Annotated in this window: 19 protein-coding genes; 12 read left to right on the forward strand and 7 right to left on the reverse strand. The window is 71.2% G+C overall.

The genetic code is table 11. From position 1 onward, the window contains the following. Positions 1–144 precede the first annotated feature (144 nt). Entirely contained in the window at positions 145–1,569 is a 1,425-nt protein-coding gene (locus ACWEQG_RS20110; protein WP_452286649.1) for an LCP family protein, read from the forward strand. Positions 1,570–1,576: 7 nt separating this feature from the next. Here ACWEQG_RS20110 and ACWEQG_RS20115 read toward each other — a convergent pair whose 3' ends face one another. Next, on the reverse strand, positions 1,577–2,512 hold the full coding sequence (locus tag ACWEQG_RS20115; protein ID WP_452286651.1) for a hypothetical protein: 936 nt from the start codon (positions 2,510–2,512) through the stop codon (positions 1,577–1,579). 226 nt (positions 2,513–2,738) lie between these two features. On the opposite strand from ACWEQG_RS20115, the gene ACWEQG_RS20120 reads away from it, so the two are divergent. The 8 genes from ACWEQG_RS20120 to ACWEQG_RS20155 all read left to right on the forward strand — a co-directional run bounded on the left by ACWEQG_RS20120 (position 2,739) and on the right by ACWEQG_RS20155 (position 9,717). Further along, complete coding sequence (locus tag ACWEQG_RS20120; RefSeq protein ID WP_452286653.1) at positions 2,739–3,758, forward strand: sulfate ABC transporter substrate-binding protein; 1,020 nt, start codon at positions 2,739–2,741, stop codon at positions 3,756–3,758. 10 nt (positions 3,759–3,768) lie between these two features. Then, positions 3,769–4,563, forward strand: coding sequence for a sulfate ABC transporter permease subunit CysT (cysT, locus tag ACWEQG_RS20125; RefSeq protein ID WP_452286655.1), 795 nt, complete (start codon positions 3,769–3,771; stop codon positions 4,561–4,563). Then, positions 4,556–5,353, forward strand: coding sequence for a sulfate ABC transporter permease (locus ACWEQG_RS20130; protein ID WP_363473818.1), 798 nt, complete (start codon positions 4,556–4,558; stop codon positions 5,351–5,353). Before cysT ends, ACWEQG_RS20130 begins: the two co-directional genes overlap by 8 nt. Continuing rightward, positions 5,343–6,305 (forward strand): sulfate/molybdate ABC transporter ATP-binding protein, encoded by a 963-nt coding sequence (locus tag ACWEQG_RS20135; protein WP_452286657.1) that lies wholly within the window; start codon positions 5,343–5,345, stop codon positions 6,303–6,305. Before ACWEQG_RS20130 ends, ACWEQG_RS20135 begins: the two co-directional genes overlap by 11 nt. A gap of 17 nt (positions 6,306–6,322) precedes the next feature. Further along, positions 6,323–6,715, forward strand: coding sequence for an RrF2 family transcriptional regulator (locus ACWEQG_RS20140; RefSeq protein WP_363473822.1), 393 nt, complete (start codon positions 6,323–6,325; stop codon positions 6,713–6,715). A 24-nt stretch (positions 6,716–6,739) separates the two neighbouring features. Continuing rightward, positions 6,740–8,206 (forward strand): serine/threonine-protein kinase, encoded by a 1,467-nt coding sequence (locus ACWEQG_RS20145; protein WP_452286659.1) that lies wholly within the window; start codon positions 6,740–6,742, stop codon positions 8,204–8,206. Between the two features lie 83 nt (positions 8,207–8,289). Then, positions 8,290–9,234, forward strand: a complete 945-nt coding sequence (locus ACWEQG_RS20150; protein WP_452286661.1) for an ATP-binding protein — start codon at positions 8,290–8,292, stop codon at positions 9,232–9,234. 96 nt (positions 9,235–9,330) lie between these two features. Further along, a complete protein-coding gene (locus tag ACWEQG_RS20155; protein WP_363473636.1) occupies positions 9,331–9,717 on the forward strand; it encodes an SCO5389 family protein in 387 nt (128 codons plus the stop codon). 62 nt (positions 9,718–9,779) lie between these two features. Here the strand turns inward: ACWEQG_RS20155 and ACWEQG_RS20160 are convergent, their stop codons facing one another. The 5 genes from ACWEQG_RS20160 to ACWEQG_RS20180 all read right to left on the reverse strand — a co-directional run bounded on the left by ACWEQG_RS20160 (position 9,780) and on the right by ACWEQG_RS20180 (position 15,019). Next, the gene (locus ACWEQG_RS20160; protein ID WP_452286663.1) at positions 9,780–10,781 is read right to left on the reverse strand and encodes an LLM class flavin-dependent oxidoreductase; all 1,002 of its coding nucleotides are present in this window, start codon (positions 10,779–10,781) and stop codon (positions 9,780–9,782) included. Positions 10,782–10,797: 16 nt separating this feature from the next. Further along, positions 10,798–11,556, reverse strand: coding sequence for a glucose 1-dehydrogenase (locus tag ACWEQG_RS20165; protein ID WP_452286789.1), 759 nt, complete (start codon positions 11,554–11,556; stop codon positions 10,798–10,800). 299 nt (positions 11,557–11,855) lie between these two features. Beyond that, entirely contained in the window at positions 11,856–12,287 is a 432-nt protein-coding gene (locus ACWEQG_RS20170) for a DUF222 domain-containing protein (protein ID WP_452286665.1), read from the reverse strand. A 439-nt stretch (positions 12,288–12,726) separates the two neighbouring features. Next, the gene (locus ACWEQG_RS20175) at positions 12,727–14,172 is read right to left on the reverse strand and encodes a DUF222 domain-containing protein (protein WP_452286667.1); all 1,446 of its coding nucleotides are present in this window, start codon (positions 14,170–14,172) and stop codon (positions 12,727–12,729) included. A 217-nt stretch (positions 14,173–14,389) separates the two neighbouring features. Further along, positions 14,390–15,019, reverse strand: a complete 630-nt coding sequence (locus ACWEQG_RS20180) for a TetR/AcrR family transcriptional regulator (protein WP_452286669.1) — start codon at positions 15,017–15,019, stop codon at positions 14,390–14,392. A gap of 72 nt (positions 15,020–15,091) precedes the next feature. On the opposite strand from ACWEQG_RS20180, the gene ACWEQG_RS20185 reads away from it, so the two are divergent. After that, complete coding sequence (locus ACWEQG_RS20185; RefSeq protein WP_452286671.1) at positions 15,092–16,666, forward strand: FAD-dependent oxidoreductase; 1,575 nt, start codon at positions 15,092–15,094, stop codon at positions 16,664–16,666. A gap of 136 nt (positions 16,667–16,802) precedes the next feature. Then, positions 16,803–17,459: a GNAT family N-acetyltransferase gene (locus ACWEQG_RS20190; RefSeq protein WP_452286673.1), complete on the forward strand. Its 657-nt coding sequence runs from the start codon at positions 16,803–16,805 to the stop codon at positions 17,457–17,459. A 61-nt stretch (positions 17,460–17,520) separates the two neighbouring features. Here ACWEQG_RS20190 and ACWEQG_RS20195 read toward each other — a convergent pair whose 3' ends face one another. Next, the gene (locus tag ACWEQG_RS20195) at positions 17,521–18,063 is read right to left on the reverse strand and encodes a hypothetical protein (protein WP_363460079.1); all 543 of its coding nucleotides are present in this window, start codon (positions 18,061–18,063) and stop codon (positions 17,521–17,523) included. Positions 18,064–18,290: 227 nt separating this feature from the next. Between ACWEQG_RS20195 and ACWEQG_RS20200 the strand changes: the two genes are divergently transcribed. After that, positions 18,291–21,308, forward strand: a complete 3,018-nt coding sequence (locus ACWEQG_RS20200; protein ID WP_452286675.1) for an AfsR/SARP family transcriptional regulator — start codon at positions 18,291–18,293, stop codon at positions 21,306–21,308. Positions 21,309–21,563 lie beyond the last annotated feature (255 nt).

Here is a 21,563-nt window from a genome sequence, read left to right on the forward strand (position 1 = left end):
CACCGTGCTTACCGCTGCTGGCGCAGTGGTTACCCCGTTTGAAAGGTGACGTTCAGGGGAGATCGCTACACTTGGCCCCGTTTGCCGCTACTGGCTTGCGACCTGGCGAGAAACGCCTGGTCCGACCCCCTCAGGAGCACGACAGTGGGTCACGTCGACGTCCGTCCCGCGCCCCCGGCGGAGGAGGACCTCCCGGCGCCGCCGCCGCCCCGGACGCCCCCCAGGTGGCGGGCATGGCTGTGGGTCACGTTGTCGGGAGCGCTGGGCGTGCTCACGGGCGCCGCCACATTCGCCGTCGGCGGGTACGTCAAGCTGACCGGCAACGTCAAGCACGAGACGGTGACACAGAAGGATCTCGGGGGCGACGAGGCGCGTCCACAGAAGATCAGTAAGGCGCTCAACGTGCTGATCGTGGGCTCGGACCAGCGCAACGGCGCGAACGCCAAATACGGCCGGTTCCCCGGCGAGCGCACCGACACGATCATTTTGGCGCACATCTCGCCCAACCGGGACGGCGCGGTGCTGATCAGCTTCCCGCGCGACTCGCTCGTCGCCCTCCCCGCCTGCCCGGCCAAGGGAACCCTGCCGGGCCAGCGGCCACACGTCGGGATGATCAACGAGTCGTTCAACTCCGGCGGCATCGGCTGCACCTGGAAGACGATCGAGGGCCTCACGGACATCCACATCGACCACTTCGTGAAGGTCGACTTCACCGGCTTCAAGGCGATGGTGAACGCGCTGGACGGCGTGCAGGTCTGCCTGCCGCAGGCCGTCCACGACAAGAAGGCCCTGCTCGACCTGCCCGCCGGCAAGCAGGTGCTCAGGGGCGAGCAGGCGCTCGGATACGTCCGCGCGCGCTACAGCCTCGGCGACGGCTCAGACATCGGCCGGATCCAGCGCCAGCAGATGTTCCTCGCCTCGATGGCCAAGAAGGCCATGAGCGGTGAGACGCTGACCAACCCCGCCACGCTGTTCGGCTTCCTCGACGCCGTGACCAAGTCGATCACCACCGATCCCGACCTCACGATCGGCGTGATGAAGGACCTCGCGACGAGCGCGCAGGGCCTGACCGCCGGGCAGATCCGCTTCGTCACCACGCCCTGGCGCTACTCCATCACCAATCCCGGGCGGGTCGAGTGGGTGCAGCCGCAGGCCCAGCGGCTGTTCAGGATGGTCGCCGCCGACCAGATCGCCAAGAACGTCAAGAGCGGCGAGCAGAAGATCCCCAAGTCGCAGATCCACATCCTGGTCCGCAACGGCAGCGGGCAGCAGGGGCTCGGCACCCAGGTGGCCGCGGAGCTGGAGCAGCGCGGCTATCACATCGTCAAGGTCGAGCAGGCGCCCCAGCCGTACGCCAAGACCGTCGTGGCGTACTCGAAGAACGGCGAGAGCCGGGCGTCCCGGCTGTACCGCGAGCTCAAGAAGTCGCGCTCCCGCTTGGTGCCCACGGCCACCACGCAGACCCTCGTGCTGGGGATCGGGGCCGACTGGAACGGGATGAAGCCCCCCAGGACGCTCGACGACGTGGAGGGCTTCGACGCCACTCAGGACAGCTGCACGGCCTCCTGAAACTGACCTAGAAGAGCCAGTCCAGCAGTCCGCCGCCCTGGCGCGGCTCCTCCTTGGTGGGGGCGGGCGCACTGGTCGGCTGCTCGGTGGCCCCCCCGGCGGTGGGGGCCGTGGCCGCCTGCTCCTCGGCCGGGTCCGCGTCCGTCCCCCCGGCCTGCTCGCCGGTCTGGGCGTCGATCGACACGCGCGACGGGCGCGGGGAGGCGGTCCCCCGGGAGCCGGAGTCCTGCGTACGGGGCCGATCGGCGCGCGAGGGCGCGGGCGACGCGGTCGGCGCCGAGGTCTCGGACGTCGGGGGCCGGGACCGTTCGGGCCGGGCCCTGGGAGTCTCGCTGGGCGCCTGGCTCGGCACGTCGTCGGGCACCTCGCTCACCTCGTCGGCGGGCGCGTCCGTGGGCGCGTCGCCGTCGGCGGCCGGAGAGACCGGCGCGGTCGCGGCCGGGCCGGCGCCGGCGGCGCAGGACGCCCCGTCCGCGCAGTCCACTCCGGACGGCTGCCCGACCCACAGCGCCAGCGCCCAGATCGCGCCCAGGACCCCGGCGGCGATCAGACCGGTCCGCAGCAGCAGCCCGCCACGCCTCGACCCCTCGGCCTCGTCCTCCTCAGAATCCGGGGCGTTGCGCCAGCCCGAGCCGAGGAAGCCGCGCGGATCGGTGTCGCCGTCGCTCACCGGATCCTCCGACTGGAATTGCGCGGTGCGTCCGGCGGCGTAGTAGTCATCGTGGTCGGCGTGGTCGGCGGGGGTCAGCGCGGGCTGGTCCGGCCGCCAGTCCTCCGACAGCACGTCGCCCTGGTCGCCCGGCGCGGCGCCGAGAGCCTGCTCGTCGTGCTCCTCGGACCAGAACCGGTCTCCCTCCCCGCCGTGCCGGCCTTCGCCGGTGATGTACGGCCGGCTGAGCGTGCCGTCCTGCTCGTAGGCGTCCTCGGTGGCCGGGTCGCGCATGAAGGTCCTTCCTCGGTGGGCTTTTGGGTCATGTCCCAATAGCGTCCGTTCCTAGCACTTGTCGACACGTCCTGTCTGGAAATTTCACAACAATCGCTGGAAGCCGGCTTGTCATCGGGGCAACAACCCCGCAAACCCATCGGACTTGACGGGATTCCTGGAACGGTCTTTAATATCGACTAAACCGACTGACTTGGTAGGATTCTCTCGGAATAGAGGACACGGCATGAGAGTGCGCAGGCTCGGGGCCATCGCAGCCGCCGTCATGGCGACGACCACCCTGGTCACCGCCTGCGGGGGAGACAGCAACGCCGGCGGGGGCGACGGCGGCGGCGACAAGGTCCGGTTGGCGCTGGTCGCCTACTCCACCCCCCAGGCGGCGTTCGAGGACATCATCAAGGCGTTCCAGAAGACGCCCGAGGGCAAGAACATCACCTTCACCCAGTCGTTCGGCGCGTCCGGCGACCAGAGCCGAGCCGTGGCGAACGGCCTCAAGGCGGACATCGTCGAGTTCTCCCTGGAGACCGACATCACCCGGCTCGTCAAGGCCGGCATCGTCGCGGAGGACTGGAACTCCGGTCCCACCGCGGGGATCCTCACGAAGTCCGTCGTCGTCATCGGCACCCGCAAGGGCAACCCCAAGGGCCTCAAGACCTGGGACGACCTCGTCAAGCCCGGGGTCGAGGTCATCACGCCCAACCCGTTCACCTCCGGCGCCGCCCGCTGGAACCTCCTCGCGGGTTACGGCTACAAGTCGAACAAGGGCGCCGACCAGGCGGCCGGGCTCACGTACCTCGACTCGCTGCTCAAGAACGTGCCGGTCCAGGACGACAGCGGCCGCAAGGCGCTGCAGACCTTCACCGGCGGCAAGGGCGACGCGCTCCTCACGTACGAGAACGAGGCCATCTTCGCCCAGCAGAACGGCCAGGAGCTGGACTACGTCATTCCGGACTCCACGCTCCTGATCGAGAACCCGGTGGCCGTGACCAAGAACAGCGCCCACCCCGCGGAGGCCGCGGCCTTCCTCAAGTACCTCTACTCGGTCGAGGCTCAGACGATCTTCGCCAAGAACGGCTACCGCCCGGTCGTCGACGGCGTGACCGGTTTCAACTGGCCCGCCCCGCCGCAGCTGTTCACGATCCGGGACCTCGGCGGCTGGGACAAGATCACGACTGAGTTCTTCGACTCGAAGACCGGCAAGGTCGCGGAGATCGAACGCAAGCTCGGCGTGGCGACGGAGAAGTGACGACCGAGAAATGAGACGGTCACGCGTGGCCGGCGGCACCGCCGCCGGCCTCGGCATCGCGGTCCTGTATCTGAGCCTTATCGTGCTGATCCCGCTGGCCGCCGTGGTCTGGCGCTCGACGGACGAGGGACTCGGGTACTTCTGGCGCTCGGTCACCACCCCCGACGCCTGGGCCGCACTCACCCTGACCATCGGCGCCTCGGCGCTCGTCGCCCTGGTCAACCTGGTCATGGGCACGGTCATCGCCTGGGTGCTGGTCCGCGACCGATTCCCCGGCCGGGCCGTGCTCGACACGATCATCGACCTGCCGTTCGCCCTGCCGACCATCGTCGCCGGTCTCGTCCTGCTCGCGTTGTACGGCCCGCAGTCCCCACTCGGGATCAACCTGGCCTACAGCAGGGCCGGGGTCGTGCTGGCGCTGATGTTCGTCACGCTGCCGTTCGTCGTCCGTACGGTGCAGCCGGTGCTGCTGGAGCTCGACACGGAGATGGAACAGGCGGCGGCCTCGCTCGGCGCCAAGCCGTTCCAGACCTTCCGCCGGATCATCCTGCCGAACCTGATTCCCGCCATGCTGTCGGGCACCGCCCTCGCCTTCACCCGGGCGATCGCCGAATTCGGCTCGACCGTGCTCATCTCGGGCAACCTGCCGTTCAAGACGCAGGTCGCGGCGGTGAACATCTTCAGCCAGATCGAGGGCGACAACACCACGGGCGCGGCCGCGATCTCGACGGTGCTGCTCGTGGTGGCCCTCGTGGCGCTGATCACGCTCGACGTCCTGCAACGCTGGGGGAGCCGCCGTGGCTAAGCACGTCCTGCGCCTGGTCGCGGTCGCCTACGTCCTGTTCCTGTTGGTCCTGCCCGTGGGACTGATCGTCTGGCGGACCTTCGGCGACGGTCTCGGGCCGTTCGCCGAGGCGCTGACCTCCCCGTCGGCCCTGCACGCGTTCAAGGTGACGCTCACGGTCGCCGGCTGGTCCGTCGTGGCCAACACGGTCTTCGGGGTCGGCGCCGCGCTGCTGCTCGTCCGGCACGAGTTCCCCGGCAAGCGGCTGCTGGGGGCGTTCATCGACCTGCCGATGGCCGTCTCGCCGGTCGTCGTCGGGCTCGCGCTCATCCTTGTGTACGGCCGTTTCGCCCCCGTCGGCGGCCTGCTGGAGAGCTGGGGAATCCAGGTGATCTTCTCCACCCCCGGCATGGTGCTGGCCACGGTCTTCGTGGCGCTGCCGCTCGTCGTACGGGCCGTCGTACCGGTCCTGGAGGAGCTCGGCGACGAGCAGGAGCAGGCCGCGCACACGCTGGGCGCCGGCCGCCTCCAGGTGTTCACCCGCATCACGCTGCCCGGCATCCGCTGGGCCCTCGGCTACGGGGTGGTGCTCTGCCTGGCCCGTTCGCTCGGCGAGTACGGCGCGGTCGCGGTGGTCTCCGGCCGCCTCGTGGACCAGACCCAGACGCTGACCCTGTTCGTCGAGGAGCGGTTCCAGAACTTCGACCAGCCGGCCGCGTTCGCCGCCGCCACGGCCCTCGCCCTGATCGCCGTGGTCACCCTGCTGCTCACCAAGCTCCTGCGCCCGAAGGATCGGTCTCATGGCAATTGAGGTACGCGATGTGAACAAGTCGTTCGGGGCCACACCGGTCCTGCACGACGTGTCGCTGGACGTCGCCGCGGGGTCGCTCACCGCGCTGCTCGGCCCGAGCGGCGGGGGCAAGTCGACGCTGCTGCGGGTGATCGCCGGCCTGGAACGGCCCGACACCGGCACGGTCCGGATCTCCGGCGTCGACGCCACCCGGCTGTCCCCGCAGCGGCGCAACGTCGGATTCGTGTTCCAGCACTACGCCGCCTTCAAGCACCTCACGGTCTTCCGCAACGTGGCCTTCGGGCTGGAGATCCGCAAGCGGCCCAAGGACGAGATCCGCAAGCGTGTCATGGAGCTGCTCGAACTGGTCCACCTGGAGAAACTGGCCGACCGCTACCCCTCCCAGCTGTCGGGTGGCCAGCGCCAGCGCATGGCCCTGGCCCGGGCGCTCGCGGTGGAGCCCGAGGTGCTGCTGCTGGACGAGCCGTTCGGCGCCCTGGACGCTCAGGTGCGCAAGGAGTTGCGGGCGTGGCTGCGCCGGCTGCACGACGAGGTCCACGTCACCACCGTGTTCGTCACCCACGACCAGGAGGAGGCCATCGAGGTCGCCGACACGATCGTGGTGCTGGCCGGGGGCGAGGTCGTGCAGGCCGGCAGCCCCGGCGAGGTGTACGACAACCCGGCCAACCCGTTCGTCATGCGCTTCCTGGGCCCGGTCACCGAGCTCGGCGGCAGCCTGGTCCGCCCGCACGACATCGAGATCAGCCAGGACCCCGTCGAGGGCGGCTCGCCCGCCGTGGTCTCCCGCGTCGTACGGCTCGGCTTCGAGGTGCGCGTGGAGGTGGAGATCGGCGGGCAGGACGCGTGGGTCCAGGTGACGCGGGAGCAGGCCGACCGGCTCGGTCTCGGGCCGGGCGACATCGTGCATCTGCGGCCCGCGCCCGGCGCCCGGTCCCTGGCCCTCGCGCTGTGACGGACGCTGTGTGAGACATGCGGCTTTCCGTACGGACCCAGTACGCCCTGCGCGCCGCCGCCGAACTGGCCGCGGCGGCGCCGGGGCCAGTCCCGGCCGAGCGGATCGCGGCCGCGCAGCGCATTCCGCGGCGGTTCCTCGACAACATCCTGCTGCAGATGCGGCGGGCCGGTCTCATCAACAGCCAGCGCGGGCCTGACGGCGGCTACTGGCTCGCGCGGCCCGCCGAGCAGATCACGCTCGCCGACGTCGTCGTCATCATGGAGGGGGCGCCGCAGGACAGCGAGGGTTTCCACGGCGTCGCCGCACCGCTGGGCTACGTCTGGACGGCGCTGCGCGACCACGAGCAGGCGACGCTCACCGAGGTCACACTCGCCCACATCGCGACAGGAGCACTGCCACCTCTTTGATCCCGGTTTGTGCAAGACTCCGCTATGGGTACTGCTGGGCAGCTCATCGTCGGGCGATACCGGCTGGTCCGCGCCCTCGGCCACGGCCGCGCCGGGCTGGTGTGGGAGGGCCGCGACACGCTGCTCGACCGGCCCGTCGCGATCCGCGAGGTCCTGCTGCCCCCCGACCTGGGCGAGACCGCGCGGCTGCGGCTCGTCCAGCGGATCTCCCGCGAGGTCCGCCAGGCCGAACGGCTGCGCCACCCCCACATCGCCGCCGTCCACGACGTGGCCGAAGAGGACGACACGCCGTACGTCGTGACGGAACTGGTTCCCTCGCGCTCGCTCGACGGGGTGGTCTCCGGCGACGGACCCCTGCCCCCCGCCGAGGCCGCGCGCATCGCCCGCGCGGTGCTGTCCGCGCTCACGCACGCCCACGCGGACGGCTTACGGCACGGCGACGTACGGCCCGCCAACGTGCTCCTCGCGCACGACGGGCGGGTGCTGCTCGCCGACTTCGGCGTGGCGATCCCGGCCACCGACCCGGCGTTCGCCCGCGCTCCGGAGACCGGTGAGCGCGGGCCCCGGACGTACCTCGCCCCGGAACGGGCCGCCGGCGGCCCGCGCACGGTCGCCGCCGACCTGTGGTCGCTGGGCGCCACCCTCCACCTGGCCGTCACCGGCCGGCCGCCGTCCGTCCCGCCGGGACCGCTGGAGGAGACGCCCGAGGAGCTCCGCGCGGTGCTGACCGGGCTGCTGGCCCGGGAGCCCCGGCGGCGGATCGACGCGGAGACCGCCGACCGCCTGCTCGCCGAGGTCGGACCGCCCGCCCCGGCCCGGCCCGTACGCCGGGGCTCCGGCCGTACCCGGCTCCTCACCGGGCTGGCGGCGGGCGCCCTGGTCGCGTGCGCGGTAGGCGGGTGGGCGGTGCTGCGGCCCGGCGGCGTCGAAAGCCGGGCCGGCGCCGGGGCGGTCGCCTCTCCGGCCTCCCTCGCCTCCCCGCCGGCGGCCGTCTCGCCGTCTGCGGCCGTCTCCCCGCCGGCGTCCGGCCGGCGGCTGAAGCTGAAGTGGCACACGTCCGACGCGGGGTGGCGGGCCGGCGTGCCCCGCGGCTGGACCCGCGAGGAGGGGCCGTACTCGACCTCGTGGCGCTCGCGGGACGGCGCGGCGGCGTTCACCGTGGAGGTGACCGCGCAGCGCGGCACCGACCCTCTCGCGGCGCTCGGCGAGGCAGAGGAGATCCTCCGCCCGGCAGCCAAGACCTATCGGCGGCTCCGGCTCGAGGCCGTGAGCGACGAGCACGGTCCCGCCGCCGACTGGGAGTTCACCTGGACCCCGCGCAAGGCGTCCGCCCGGGACCATCTGGCCAAGGGAGTGGAGTATCACCAGTACCGCCGGGTGATCTCCACGGGCACGACGACGAGCGTGCTCACCTGGACCACCCCCGCCGCCGAATGGGACGCCCTGCGGCCCACGCTCGTCAGGGTGCTTTCGCTCTTCCGACCGGCCTGAAATCCGCCCGCGCCGTCCCCTGCTGTGTCATGATGACGCACGAGTGAAAGTGACAACGGTTTTCATTTCATCTTGGGGGCCTCATGCGAGTGGCGTTCGTCGGCAAGGGCGGAAGCGGCAAGACCACGCTGTCGTCGCTGTTCGCGAGGTACGCGACGCGGAGGGGGCCGGTCGTCGCCATCGACGCCGACATCAACCAGCACCTCGGCCTGGCCCTGGGCCTGCCGGTGGACGCGGCCGAGCCACCGCCTCCGCTGGGCGGGATGCTGACCGAGATCAAGGACTACCTGCGCGGCGACAACCCGCTGATCCGCGACACGGCGTCGATGGTCAAGACGACCCCGCCGGGGCGCGGCTCCCGGCTGATCCGGCTGGACGACCCGTTCTTCCCGTCCCGCCGCGTCGAGGGCGTCTCGCTCATGGTCACCGGTCCGTTCGAGGAGGACGACCTCGGCGTCGCCTGCTACCACTCCAAGCTCGGGGCGGTCGAGCTCTACCTCAACCACCTGGTCGACGGCCCCGGCGAGTACGTCGTGGTGGACATGACCGCCGGGGCGGACTCCTTCGCCTCCGGGCTGTTCACCCGCTTCGACCTCACGATCCTGGTCGCCGAGCCGACCCGGCAGGGCGTGAGCGTCTACCGGCAGTATCGCGACCACGCTGCCGGGTTCGACGTCGAGATCGCCGTCGTGGGCAACAAGGTCCACTCGCCGGAGGACGTCGGCTTCCTCCGCGAGCACGTCGGCGACGACCTGCTGACCTGGTTCGGCCACTCCCCCGCCATCCGGGGCATGGAGCAGGGCCGGCCGTTCACGCTCGACGACCTGGAGCCCACCGCCCACCAGGCCCTCGCCACCCTGCTCGACCGGCTCGACGCGCAGCCCAAGGACTGGCCGAAGTTCGGCAGGCAGGCGGCCGAGTTCCACATCAGGAACGCCCGCGCGTGGGCGAACCGGGCCACCGGACAGGACCTGGTCGCACAAATCGACCCCGGCTTCGTGTACGGCCCCGCCGTCGCCACCCCATGAACGTGTCGCCTCCGCGCCACATGGAGACCCGCCGCGTTCGATCTACCGTCAACTGCGTCCCCGCTCTCTGAGCAGACGCCGAGAGGAGAACAGCCCATGTCGCTGTCCGTGCCCAACGACCTGCTCGACCAGGCCCGCGCCGGTGAGGTGGACGACGCGGCCTTCGTCGCCTGCGTCCGCGACTCGCTGCCGTACGCCTGGGCGACGATCACCGCCCTCATCGAGCGGCGGGACCGGTCCGGCGCCGACTTCGCCGACAACCAGGTGCCGCCGCCCGACGAGGCCGCCCGTGGTCAGTTGCTGCGCTGCCTGGCCAGCGACGCGATGCGCGGCGCCCTCGAAAGGCACTTCGGCGTACGACTGGCCTTCCAGAACTGCCACCGCGTCGCCGTGTTCCGGCCGGAGGCCACCGAGGCCTACCGCGAGTTCGTCACGCCCCGAGCGCAGATCCTGAACCAGAGCCCGGAACTGGTCGACTGCTGACCTGATGCTGCTGACCTGATGTCCGGCCGGGGGCGGCGCTCCGGTTCACGCCGCCCCCGGGTTCAAGGACTGCCGGGTTTCAAGGACTGTCGCACCGCCGGGAGCACCTCGGCGCCGAGGCGGGCGATGTTCTCCAACGTCCGCCGCCGGTCCCCGGCGCCCTCGACCATCAGGATGAGGTGCCGCAGCCCGGTCCGCCCCGCGGTCGTGGTGATCTTCTCGACACAGTGCTCCGCGGATCCCACGGGGTGGATCCGGCACAGCAGGTCCACGTACTCCGGAATGTCGCGCCGTGGCGGCGGCCGGCCGTCCACGGGGACGTATCCGGCCAGTCCCGGCCCGAGCCAGCGCGGCAGCGACTCCCGCATCTCTCGTACGGCCTGCTCGGTCGTGTCCGCGACATAGCCCAGCGCGGCTCCCACATGGGCCGCCGAGGGCGCGCCGCAGGCGTCGTAGGCGCTGATCATCTCCGCCCGCTCCTCGTCGCCGATGTGCAAGCCGAGCAGCATGGGCAACCGTCGTTCGGCGGCGAGGCGGACCGTGCCTTCCGAGGTGCAGGCGACGACCGGCGACATCCGGGCCTGCGGGACCATCGCGACCTCCCTGAACCGGAAGAACTCGCCGTCCGCCGCCACCGGGCCGCCGTTCAGAGCCGCGCACAGCAGGTCGAGCGCTTCGGGGAAACCCCGCTCGAACCTCGCCGTGCCGGTGCCGAAGACTTCCAACTCCAGCCACGGGCCCCCACGCCCGACACCGAGCCGGAACCTGCCGTCCGACACGTGGTGAAGGATCGCCGCCTGCTCCGCCAGCGCGACCGGATGCTGAGCCGACAGCACGCTGACCGCCGTCCCCACCGTGATCCGCGAAGTCCGGCCCAGCGCCACGGCCGCCAGCGTCACCGCCGACGGGCACACGCCGTACGACATGAAGTGGTGCTCGGCGATCCAGGCGTCGTCGAACCCGGCCTTTTCGGCGGCCTCGATCGCCTCCACCGTGCCGCGCAGCACGTCCCCGGGCGCCCTGCCCGGAAACCCGGCCGCGACGAGGAAGACCCCGATCCTCATGCCTACGGCCACGCCGCTACCGCGGGCCGCCGTTGACGTACAACGTCTGGCCCGTGACGTACGACGCGTCGTCCGAGGCGAAGAACGCCACCACCGACGCGATCTCGGTCGGCTGAGCGACCCGCCGCAACGGCACCGCCTGCGCCATCGTGGCCTGGTGCTCCTCCGGTGTCACCCCGAGTCGCACGGCCGTCGCCTCGGTCATCGGCGTCGCGACATACCCGGGCGCGACCGCGTTCACCCGCACGCCGAACGGGCCCAACTCGATCGCCATGGTCGCGGTCAGCCCCTGGATGCCCGCCTTGGCCGCCGAATAGTTGGCCTGCCCCCGGTTCCCCAGCGCCGACCGGCTCGACAGGTTGACGATCGCTCCCGACCGCTGCTCCACCATGTGCTTCTGAACCGCCCGGCTCACGAGGAAGACGCCCTTGAGGTTCACGTCGACGACCTTGTCCCAGTCATCCTCCGACATACGGAACAGCAGGTTGTCGCGGGTCAGCCCGGCGTTGTTCACCAGCACGTCGATCCGCCCGAACTCGCCCATCACCCCCGGCACCAGCGCCTCGACCTGAGCACCGTCGGAGACGTCACATCCGAACGCGACCGCCTTGCCTCCGGTCACGGTGATCTCGTCCACGATCGAGGCGCATCGGTCCGCCGTGAGGTCCACGCACGCCACGGCCGCACCCTCCGCCGCCAGCCGACGTGCGATCGCCGCACCGATCCCCCGTGCCGCACCCGTGACCACCGCGAACTTCCCGACGAACCGTGACATCGACATCACAAGCCTCCTCACCAGGATCCGATCACAGCAACTTACTCCGAGTCATGCTCCTAGCTCCGGTCATGCTCCCTGCCACGATGCTTTGGCAGTGACGGCCGCGCCGCTTGGCCCGGCGGGTGATTGTCACGCTGCTTGGCCCGGCCGGTCACTGTCACGCTGCTTGGCCAAGTCGGTCACTGCGCCGCAAGGAACCTCCGGTCCTCGCGAAGCCCGCTCCGCTGGGCCTTCGCTGCGGTCCTCGCTCCCTTCCGCTCCGCTCCCTCCAGCCCGGTCAACAGGTGCGCACAGCACTAGACCCGCAGCGGCCGCGCTCCCGCCAGGCGGTGGTAGGTGAAGGCCCAGCGGTCTTCGCCCATCTTGCGGCGGGTGTAGCGGTCGGGGTGCTGGTAGCGGTCGCGGTTGTGGAACTGGCAGGCCGGGCCCAGCAGCTTGAGGTCGGTCAGGCCGCCGGTGCTCCAGTTGTCGGCGTGGTCGATCTGGCACTTGGTGGCGGGCAGGGGACAGCCGTCGATCCAGCAGGTGGCGTAGCGGGCGAAGATCGCCCGCCGCTGGGCCGGGGTGGCCAACCTGACCTTGCGGCCCATGTCGAGCACCTGTCCGTCGGCGTCCATGACCAGGCGCATGAGGGTGGAGGTGCGGGCCAGGCGGTGCACGCCGGCGATGGGCAGCACCTGCCCGGTCGCCAGCAACAACCCCGGCGCCGTCCCCAGCAGTGGACCCAACACCGTCCCCCACACCGCGCCCAGCCCCGCCCCCGACAGCCCTCCGGACTCCGCTCCCGGTGGCCCTTCCGGCTCTGCCCCCGGTGACGCCACCGGCTCTGCTCCCAGCGCACCGGACCGCGACGCCGGTGCTTCTCGCGGCGCTGTCTGCGCCGACGTCCCCGGCTCTGGCCTGGACATGCCGGACGGCGTCTCGGTTCCTCGCGGTCCTCCCGGTGGCGTTTGCGGTGCGGTTGCCGATGTGGTGCCGGACCTGCCGCCCGGCTGGTGCCGCGCCATGCCGGAGTGGGCACATCCGCACGCGTCCTGGCCGTGCCAGGGGTGCTCGTGGCCGTCGTCCTCACGCGTGGTCTGCCCATGCCGGACCTCCCCCGCAGGCCGCGGTCCGGCGTGGGCGTGACGGGAAGAGGCGTCGCCAGGAGGATCAGACGAGAGCCGCTCACCCCACCGTGACTCCCACGAGTGCGACTCCTGTCGCTGCGGCCCCCCCTTGCTCCGGCGTGCTCTGCTGTGGCGTGCGCCCCTGCGACTCCCTCTGCTGCGGCCCTCTCTGCTTCAGCATGCCGCTCTGCTGTGGCTCCTGCTGCGACTCGCTCCGCTGCCTGTTCTTCGCCTGTGCGCATCCGGCCGCGTAAGCGCCGGACTGCACGTCACGGCGGCCGGTGGCCAGGTCGGCGCTGTTGACGGCGCTGTCGATGGTGCTTCCGCCGCCGCCTTCGGCGGCGGCCCCTGCGGATACATCGGCACCGGCGCCTACTGCGGAACCGGCTGCCTCGGCCTCCTCGGCGGAGGCACTGATGTCCTCGCTGTCCCGGCCGGCCTGGCTGTCCTGGCCGGCCTGGCTGTCCCGGCTGTCCTCGGGGCGGTCGGCGCTTGCGGGGCGGTCGGCACTTCCGGCGTGCTCGGGGGCGTGCTCGGGGGTGGGGTCGGTGGGGAGGGATTCGGCGTTGACCAGGACCAGGAGCTCGGCGGCGATCTTCTCCTCCAGCAGCGCCATGAACGCATCGGCTTGGCGCACCCGCAGCGGCCGGTCATCGCCCTCGGCTTTGGGTCTGGCGTAGGCGTCCAGCAGCGCCTGCAGTCGGGCGGCGTGCTCACGGGGGAGGTAGAACTCCCCTTCCAGGCCGCCGTCCTTGCTCGGGCGGACCCGCAGGAAGCGCCGCCCGTAGTCGGCCCGCTCGTCGCGGTCTTCGCCATCGGGGTCCAGCACCGCCCGCAGATAACGGCCCGCCTTGGCCACCTCCGCCGCCCCCGCCCTGCCCGCCAGCTCCACCAGGATCGGCTCGGCCAAGCCGGCCTGCTCATCCGACAGACCGGAGATCGCCGCGCAGATGGCCTCGGCCACTCCCGCCGCCAATCCTCCGGCGGCGAACATCTCCCGCACCCGGGGCAGGCGGGCCAACTCGATGCCCAGGGTGAGCAGCCGGCTTGTACCCGCCACGCTCATCCCGCCTGTGGTGCGCAGCCAGCTGCGGGTGGAGGCATGCCCATGCTGCTTGGCCTGCCCAGCCCGATGCACCCGCCCGACTCGATCCGCCATCGCCGAGGTGATGCGATCCCGGGCGTACAACAGGTCCTCGGCCTCGGCCAGGCAGATGTCCACATCGTCCGGGACCGGCGCCAGCGCCAACGCCTGCGCCGACTCACGCACTGATGCCACCAGCACCCACGACGACCGGCCCCTACCATCGGCGGCCCGGCCATCGGTGGTCCTGCTGTCGGTGGGCGCGTCGTTTTCCACATTGTCGTCGCGGGCTGCCTCGTCGCGGGCTGCCGAGCCGTCGGACGACCACAAAGGAGACTCGGCAGTCAGCCGATCCCACCAGTCGCCATCGGCATTATTCGAACAACGAGAGCGGTCGGGATCGAATTCGAACAGATCCATCACGCCCTCCTCAATAGATTCGAAAATCTGTATGAATTCTTTCATCTCGCTTGATCTCGAGCAACCGCGAGAAGCGAATAGTTGGAGTTACAGATTGAGCGAAAAAAGGGGCACCAATACCGACCAAATCGGCGCCCGTCCCAATCAACCGATCGGTATCGAGCCGGAGGGCCTGGGGTCGATACGAACACCGGGAGCCGGCCTCGCACGCACGGCTTCAGAAACCGGCGATGGCGCGTTCGACGGCTCCCATGGCGCGGTCGAGCAGGGCGATGTGGTCGGCGAGCACATCCTCCGCGGGATCGCCGGCACGGATCCTGCCGACGCTGGTGACGTACACGGTGCGGTAGGCGGCGACGACCAGGGCGGCCGCGAGCCTCTGGGCGGGTTGTGCGGGGTCGGTTCCGGCCGCTTCGGCGAACAGGTCGGCGAGCACGTCCTCGAACTCCTCGACCAGTTCTCTCACCCGGGCCCTGAGCGCGGGCGAGTCGAGGACCACCTGCCAGAACACCCGATATCCCGATTTGATGCCGCCGATGGGGTGGCCATCTTCGAGCATGCGGAGGAACAGCCGGCGCAGCGCGGAGAGCGGGCTCTCCCCCTCGGCGCGCTCCCGTACGGCACGGGTGACCAGCTCGACCGCCTCGGGGAAGCGGTCGAGGAACAGGTCCTCCTTGCGGGGGAAGTAGTTGAAGACGGTCTTGGTCGAGACTCCGGCCGCCTCGGCGACCTCGGCGACCGTCACGTTGTCGAACCCGCGCTGGATGAACAGGCCTGAGGCCACATCCGAGATGAGCGAGCGAGTCTGGCGCTTCTTCCGCTCCCGCAGCCCCAACGTCTCCGCCACCTGCCCAACTCTAGTTGCTAAAGACTTTTATTGACAGTAACTTTTTAGCGACGGTAACTACGGGGAGGACGAATGTCGTACGACGTGGTGGTGGCCGGCGGGGGGCCGGTCGGCCTGATGCTGGCCTGCGAGCTGCGGCTGGGCGACGCGTCGGTCGTGGTGCTCGAACGGCTGACCGAGATCGACCAGACGATCAAAGCGGGCGCCCTCAACACGCCCAGCGTGGAGGCGCTCTACCGGCGCGGCCTGCTGCCGGCGCTCAAGGACGCCCACGACCGGACACTGGAGCTGATGGCCGCCTTCATGCGCGGGCGCGGCCCGACGGAAGGACCACGTCGCGTCCCGCCCAGGTTCGCCGGTCACTTCGCCGGGATCATGCTGAGCGCGGAGCGCCTGGACGCCGACGACCCGGACCTGTCCGGCCAGGGACCGGCCGCCGGGATCGGCCTGGTGTCCCAGCAGCAGCTCGAGCACATCCTCGCCGTACGCGCGGCCGAGCTGGGGGTCGAGGTACGGCGCGGTACGGAGGTGACCGGCTTCACCGACGACGGTGAGCAGGTCACGGTCACCACGACCGGCGGCCCGGTGCACGGCCACTGGCTGGTGGGCTGCGACGGCGGCAGGAGCACGGTACGCAGGCTGGCCGGATTCCCGTTCCCCGGCACGGACCCGGAGATCACCGCCTACCAGGCCGTGGCGGAGATGGAGGGGGCCGAAGGCCTGGGCGTTGGATGGCACGCCACCCCCACCGGCGTCTACTCCCACGGACCGGTTCCGGGCCGCGTGCTCGTCGCGCGCTTCGACGGCGCCCCGCCCGGCAGGGACAGCAGGACCGCCCCGGTGACGATTCAGGAGCTGCAGGACGCCGTGAGGCACGTGACGGGCGCCGAGGTGGTCGTCACGGAGATCAAGACGGCCACCCGGTTCACGGACAACGCCCGGCAGGCGGCGTCCTACCGGCTCGGCCGGGTGCTGCTGGCCGGCGACGCCGCGCACGTCCACTCGCCCTTCGGCGGCCAGGGGCTGAACCTGGGGCTGGGGGACGCCGTGAACCTCGGCTGGAAGCTCGCCTCCGTCGTACGAGGGCGGGTGCCGGAGGCGCTCCTCGACTCCTACACCCGGGAGCGGCACCCGATCGGCGCCTGGGTGCTCGAATGGACGCGCGCCCAGATCGCCCTCATGCGTCCCGACGCCCACGCCCGGGCGGCCCGGGCGGTGGTCGCCGACCTGATCGAGACGGTCACCGGCACGACCTACTTCGTGAAGAAGATCTCGGGCGTCTGGCAGCGCTACGACATGCCCGGCGCCGAAGAGCACCCGCTGGTGGGGCGCAGCGTGCCCGACTACGAGTTCGAGGACGGCTCACGCGTCGCCGACCACCTCCACGAGGGCCGGGGCCTGCTCGTCGGCCAGGACGAAACCGGACCCGACGGCTACGACGACCGGGTGACCACCATCGCGATGGCCGTGCGCGACCCGCACGCTCCCGGCGCGTTTCTCGTACGCCCGGACGGGTTCGTCGCATGGGCGCGGGACCCGCGGGGAGCCGGCGGCGAGGGGCTCGAGAACGCCCTGAAGACCTGGTTCGGGCCGCCGCCGAACCCGCCCGCGGCGGGTCGTGGATCTTTGGCCAAATCTTTACCCTGAGCGCCGACCCCAGGGCTCCCGCTTCACCCCTCTGACCTGCGATTTCTTGGGCGGTCACCCCCCTTAACCGGACCCCCGCCAAGATGTCTCGTGTCATTTGGTATCGGCTGTGTTCAGCAGCCCCCATCATGTGCTCATGCCCGCTTTTGTCACCCTGTCCGGGCGCTCCGTGCGCCTGGAACCGCTCAGCCTCGCGGTGCTCGACGACCTCGTCGCCGCGGCGAGTGAAGACCGTTCGACATACGCCTTCACTCGGGTTCCCGCTGGCCGGGATGAGATGGCCTCCTACGTGGAGGCCGCCATGGCTGAGCAGGCGGAGGGCCGCACGATGCCCTTCGCCATCCGGTGGCTGCACACCGACCGCGTGGTCGGTGCCACCCGTCTGATGAACCTGGAGTACTGGCAGGGCCCGATGCCCTGGCCGCCGGGGTCCAAGGGCGCGGTGGGCGAGGTCCCGTCCGTCGCGGACATCGGGTACACCTGGCTCGCCGCGTCGGCCCAGGGCACCGGTGTCAACCGGGAGAGCAAGTATCTGCTGCTCTCCCTGGCCTTCGAGACCTGGCAGGTTCACCGGATCACCCTCAAGGCAGACGTACGCAACACCCGATCCCGGGTCGCCATCGAGGCCCTCGGAGCACACCTCGATGGTGTGCGACGAGCGGACAGCCGAGGCGCCGACGACACGGTCCGAGATACCGCGTACTACTCGATCCTGAGTCCCGAGTGGCCGGCCGTACGCGAACGTCTTCGCGCGAAGCTGGGCATTCTGGAAACGGCGTCGGAAGCAGCGTGATCGTCCTGTAAAGAAGAAGCGGCCCGTCCCGGAAGGGACGGGCCGCGTCGTGCGGGGACGGTCAGGCCTCGTAGCCGTACTCGTCCTCGTAGGCGTTGTAGATGTCGCGCCAGTAGCCGCACTTGACGGGCTGGCTGCTGTGCAGGCCGATCTGACAGACCTTCGCCTGCACCTGGGCGACGTCGTAGCGCCAGAAGTTGATGTTCTTGTAGCCGCCGGCGCCGCAGTACTTGTACGACTTGTAGCTGGAGGACCAGTCGTCCTCGCTGTCGTCCCAGGACGACACCCGGAACTTGATGTACGCGCACTTGCCGCCCTGCCCGTAGGTGCGGTGGTCGTTGTCGTACAGCTTGCCGGTGATGTGGACCCGGTTCGACTCCTCGTCGTTGTAGTTCACGTCGACGTAGCCCCTGGCCTTGGCGAGGTGGTTGGACGACCAGTAGGTGCCCCACCAGCCGTCGTAGTCCCAGTCGTCGTGGTGCGGGGAGGCGGCGGAGGAGGAGGCGGAGGCGGGGGCGGCGTTGGCGGCCGTCGCGAGGGCCGGCAGCCCGAGGGCGGCGACGGTGGTGGCGGCGGCGAGACCGAGGGTGATGGAGCGTCGCATTTCGGTTCTCCTGTTCGAGGACGATCCCCCGATCGCGGGGTGCTGTCGGGGTTGCACCTCAGTGATAGGCCCGCCCGCCTGCAACTTGCTTTCAGCGCTCACACCGTGGTTTGCAGGTTGCTTTCAAGCACCTGAACGCAGACTGAACCAGCGCGTTCGGTTCTACTGCCGTCGCGCTACACGATCTATCATTTGGTCGGAAATCTTGCCATTGGGAGACAGGTCACATGCCTGATCACGCCGCCGCGGACGGCCTGCGCTTCGCCGTGCTGGGACCCGTCCTGGCCTGGCGCGACGGCGACGAACTCGACCTCGGCACGCCATTGCAACGCTCCATCCTCGCCATGCTCCTGCTGCGGGAGGGGCACCCGGTCACGCCCGACGAGATGATCGACGGCGTGTGGGGCGAGGACGCGCCCCCACGCGCGCTCGGCGCGTTGCGCACCTACGTCTCCCGCCTGCGCACCGTCCTGGAGCCGGACCGTTCCCCGAGGACGCCGCCGCGGCTGCTGACCTCGGTGGGCCGGGGATACGCGCTGCGGCTCGACTCCGCCCACTCCGGCCCTGCCCGCTTCGACCTCGCCGTCTTCGAGCGTGAGTGCGCCGCCGCCGAGTCCGACCGCCGTACGGGCAAGGCGGGAGAGGCCGCCCAGCGGCTGCGCGGGGCCCTGAGCCTGTGGTCGGGCGAGCCGCTGACCGGCGCGGTCGGCCCGTACGCCGAGCACCAGCGCGACCGGCTGGCCGAGCGCCGGATGAGCGCGGTCGAGACGCTCATGGAGCTCGACCTGGAGCTGGGCCGCCACGCGGAGATCGTCTCCGAGCTGGTGGCGCTCGCCGCCGAACACCCGCTGCGCGAGCGGTTACGCGCCCAGCTCATGCTCGCCTACTACCGCTGCGGCAGGCAGGCCGAGGCGCTGTCGGTCTTCACCGAGACCCGGCAGGCGCTCGTGGAGGAACTCGGCATCGAGCCCGGGGCCGAGCTGACCGGCCTGCACCGGCGCATCCTCGCCGCCGATCCCGCCCTCGCCCACACACCCCCTCCCGTACGGCTCTCGCATCCGGACGGCCACGATGACGCCGCGACGGCCGGGACCGCCCCCGCGATCGAGATGCCGAGGCCGGCGCAGCTCCCGGCGGCCGTCTCCGACTTCACCGGGCGCACCGGCCTCGTGCACCGGCTGCTCGCGCTGCTCCGCGGAGAAGGAGCGGGTGAGGGCGTGCCGATCGCGGCGATGTCGGGCATCGGCGGCGTGGGCAAGACGACCCTGGCCGTCCACGTGGCCCATCTCGCCGGGGACCTGTTCCCCGACGGCCAGCTCTACGCCGACCTGCGCGGATACGGCGCCGAGCCCACCGCGCCCGAGACGGCGCTGGTCGCGTTCCTGCGCGCCCTCGGCATCCCGATGGACGTGATCCCCGACGGCCTGGCCGAGCGCTCCGCGCTGTTCCGTTCGCTGCTCGCCGACCGCAGGATGCTGGTGCTGCTCGACAACGCCCGCGACGCCGAGCAGGTCGAGCATCTGCTGCCCGGCGCGCCCGGCTGCGCCGCGATCATCACCAGCCGGGGCAAGCTCGCCGACCTGCCCGCGGCCCGGCTCGTCGACCTCGACGTGATGGAGCCCGAGGAGGCGCTGTCGCTGCTCGCCGCGGTCGCGGGCCCCGAGAGGGTGGCGGCGGAGCGGGCCGCGGCCATGGACGTGGTCGCCGCCTGCGGTTTCCTTCCGCTGGCCGTGCGCATCGTCGCCGCCAGGCTCGCCTCCCGCCCGTCGTGGACGGTGGCCTCGCTCGTTCCCAGGCTCGCCGACGAGCGCCGCCGCCTGGACGAGATGAAGATCGGCAACCTGGCGGTCTCGGCCACGTTCGCCCTCGGGTACGGCCAGCTCGACGCCCGGCAGGCGCGCGCGTTCCGGCTGCTGTCACTGCCGGCGGGCTCGGGCATCTCGGCCTTGGCGGCGGCGGCCGTGCTCGGCCTCACCCCGGCCGAGGCCGAGGACCTGATCGAGTCGCTGGTCGACGCCAGCCTCCTGGAGGCGCCCGCGCCGGGCCGCTACCGATTCCACGACCTGCTCAAGCTGTTCGCCCGGCGGCAGGCGGAGGACGCGGAGGAGCCCGAGGCCCGGGCGCTCGCCCTGCGGCGGCTGCTCGGCTTCTACCTGGCGTCGGCGGGCGCGGCCCACCGGCTGGCTTACGAGGGCAGCGCGATCGCCGACAACCTCACCGACCTGGGTGTGCTCGGCCATGCCTTCTCCTCCGCAGACGAGGCCGTGGCCTGGTTGTCGGCCGAGGCGGAGGACATGTTCGGGGCCGTGGCCCAGGCGGCCCAGGCGGCCCAGGCGGACGAGCCGGGCGGGGACCTGCTCGCGGCGGCCGACCTGCTGCTGGCGCTGGAGCCGCTGCTGGAGTCGGGCACCAGCCAGCGCGACTTCGAGCAGCGCACCTCGGCCCTGCTGACGGCGACCCGCCGGACCGGCGAGCGGCGCGGCGAGATGCGCTGCCGCTACGTCCTCGGCCGGGTGCTGTTCGGCGCGAACCGGCTGGCCGAGGCCGAGGCCCACTTCCTCGCCGCACGGACGCTCGGTGAGGAGACCGGCGACCACATCGTGCTGGGCGAGACGTGCAACGCGCTGGCGGTGGTCGCGGGCCGGCGGCGGCGCCACACCGAGGCGCTCGAATGGTTCGACCGGGCGACGGCGGTCTACCGGGAGGTGGGCAACCCGGCGGGCGAGGCGCTGGCGTCGTGCTACTCGGCCCGCGACCACCTGGGCCTCGGGCGGCCCGGCGACGCCATCGCCGCGGCCGAGCGCGGGCTCGCGGTCTTCAGCGAGATCGGCAGCGGCGCGGGGGTGGCACGGGCCCGCTACCACCTCGGCAACGTGCTGTCGCACGTCGGGCGGCTCAACGAGGCCGTTGTCCACCACGCCGAGTGCCTGGCCTTCTTCCGGGCGAGCAACCAGCGGGTCTGGGAGCAGCGGGTCTGCTATCGGCTGGCCGCCACCTTCATCGCCGCCGGGCGGTTCGCCGAGGCCGCCCGGCACGCCGAGCAGGCCCTGACCGTGAGCCGCGAGATCACTCACCCGTACGGCGAAGCGCAGTCACTGGCCGCCCTCGGCAAGGCCCTCGCGAGTCTCGGGGAGACCGGCCGAGGCAGGCAGGCCCTGGTCAAGGCCCTCGACATCTTCACCCGGCTCGGCTCGCCCGAGGCCGACGACATCCGCGCGCTCCTGCGCGAACAGGTCGAGACGTGAGTCGAGTCGCAGGTCGTCGTCGAGCCGGCTCATCCGGACGTGGTTGATCACATCGATCACCGATTCTCAATCGTGGGGGCGTGAACCGCCCGGCCGGTCGCCCGTCGTCACTGGGACGCGCAGGGGGCCCGGATCCTTACCGGTGCGCCCCGTGACGACTCGCCGCCTCACGTCGGCGACCGGCCGGGCTTTCTCCGCGGGCTCCGAACCCCCCCGAAGCCCGCTCAGGACCACTGTCGGCCCGGCCGTTCAAAC

It is taken from the genome of Microbispora sp. NPDC004025, from assembly GCF_053604425.1.

Coding starts and splice junctions, on each gene's coding strand:
- ACWEQG_RS20195 (WP_363460079.1), bottom strand. CDS start 18,063: ATGCGACGCTCCATCACCCTCGGTCTCGCCGCCGCCACCACCGTCGCC.
- ACWEQG_RS20160 (WP_452286663.1), bottom strand. CDS start 10,781: ATGAGGATCGGGGTCTTCCTCGTCGCGGCCGGGTTTCCGGGCAGGGCG.
- ACWEQG_RS20150 (WP_452286661.1), top strand. CDS start 8,290: ATGCGAGTGGCGTTCGTCGGCAAGGGCGGAAGCGGCAAGACCACGCTG.
- ACWEQG_RS20115 (WP_452286651.1), bottom strand. CDS start 2,512: ATGCGCGACCCGGCCACCGAGGACGCCTACGAGCAGGACGGCACGCTC.
- ACWEQG_RS20155 (WP_363473636.1), top strand. CDS start 9,331: ATGTCGCTGTCCGTGCCCAACGACCTGCTCGACCAGGCCCGCGCCGGT.
- ACWEQG_RS20120 (WP_452286653.1), top strand. CDS start 2,739: ATGAGAGTGCGCAGGCTCGGGGCCATCGCAGCCGCCGTCATGGCGACG.
- ACWEQG_RS20190 (WP_452286673.1), top strand. CDS start 16,803: ATGCCCGCTTTTGTCACCCTGTCCGGGCGCTCCGTGCGCCTGGAACCG.
- cysT (WP_452286655.1), top strand. CDS start 3,769: ATGAGACGGTCACGCGTGGCCGGCGGCACCGCCGCCGGCCTCGGCATC.
- ACWEQG_RS20135 (WP_452286657.1), top strand. CDS start 5,343: ATGGCAATTGAGGTACGCGATGTGAACAAGTCGTTCGGGGCCACACCG.
- ACWEQG_RS20140 (WP_363473822.1), top strand. CDS start 6,323: ATGCGGCTTTCCGTACGGACCCAGTACGCCCTGCGCGCCGCCGCCGAA.
- ACWEQG_RS20185 (WP_452286671.1), top strand. CDS start 15,092: ATGTCGTACGACGTGGTGGTGGCCGGCGGGGGGCCGGTCGGCCTGATG.
- ACWEQG_RS20165 (WP_452286789.1), bottom strand. CDS start 11,556: ATGTCACGGTTCGTCGGGAAGTTCGCGGTGGTCACGGGTGCGGCACGG.
- ACWEQG_RS20200 (WP_452286675.1), top strand. CDS start 18,291: ATGCCTGATCACGCCGCCGCGGACGGCCTGCGCTTCGCCGTGCTGGGA.
- ACWEQG_RS20145 (WP_452286659.1), top strand. CDS start 6,740: ATGGGTACTGCTGGGCAGCTCATCGTCGGGCGATACCGGCTGGTCCGC.
- ACWEQG_RS20175 (WP_452286667.1), bottom strand. CDS start 14,172: ATGGATCTGTTCGAATTCGATCCCGACCGCTCTCGTTGTTCGAATAAT.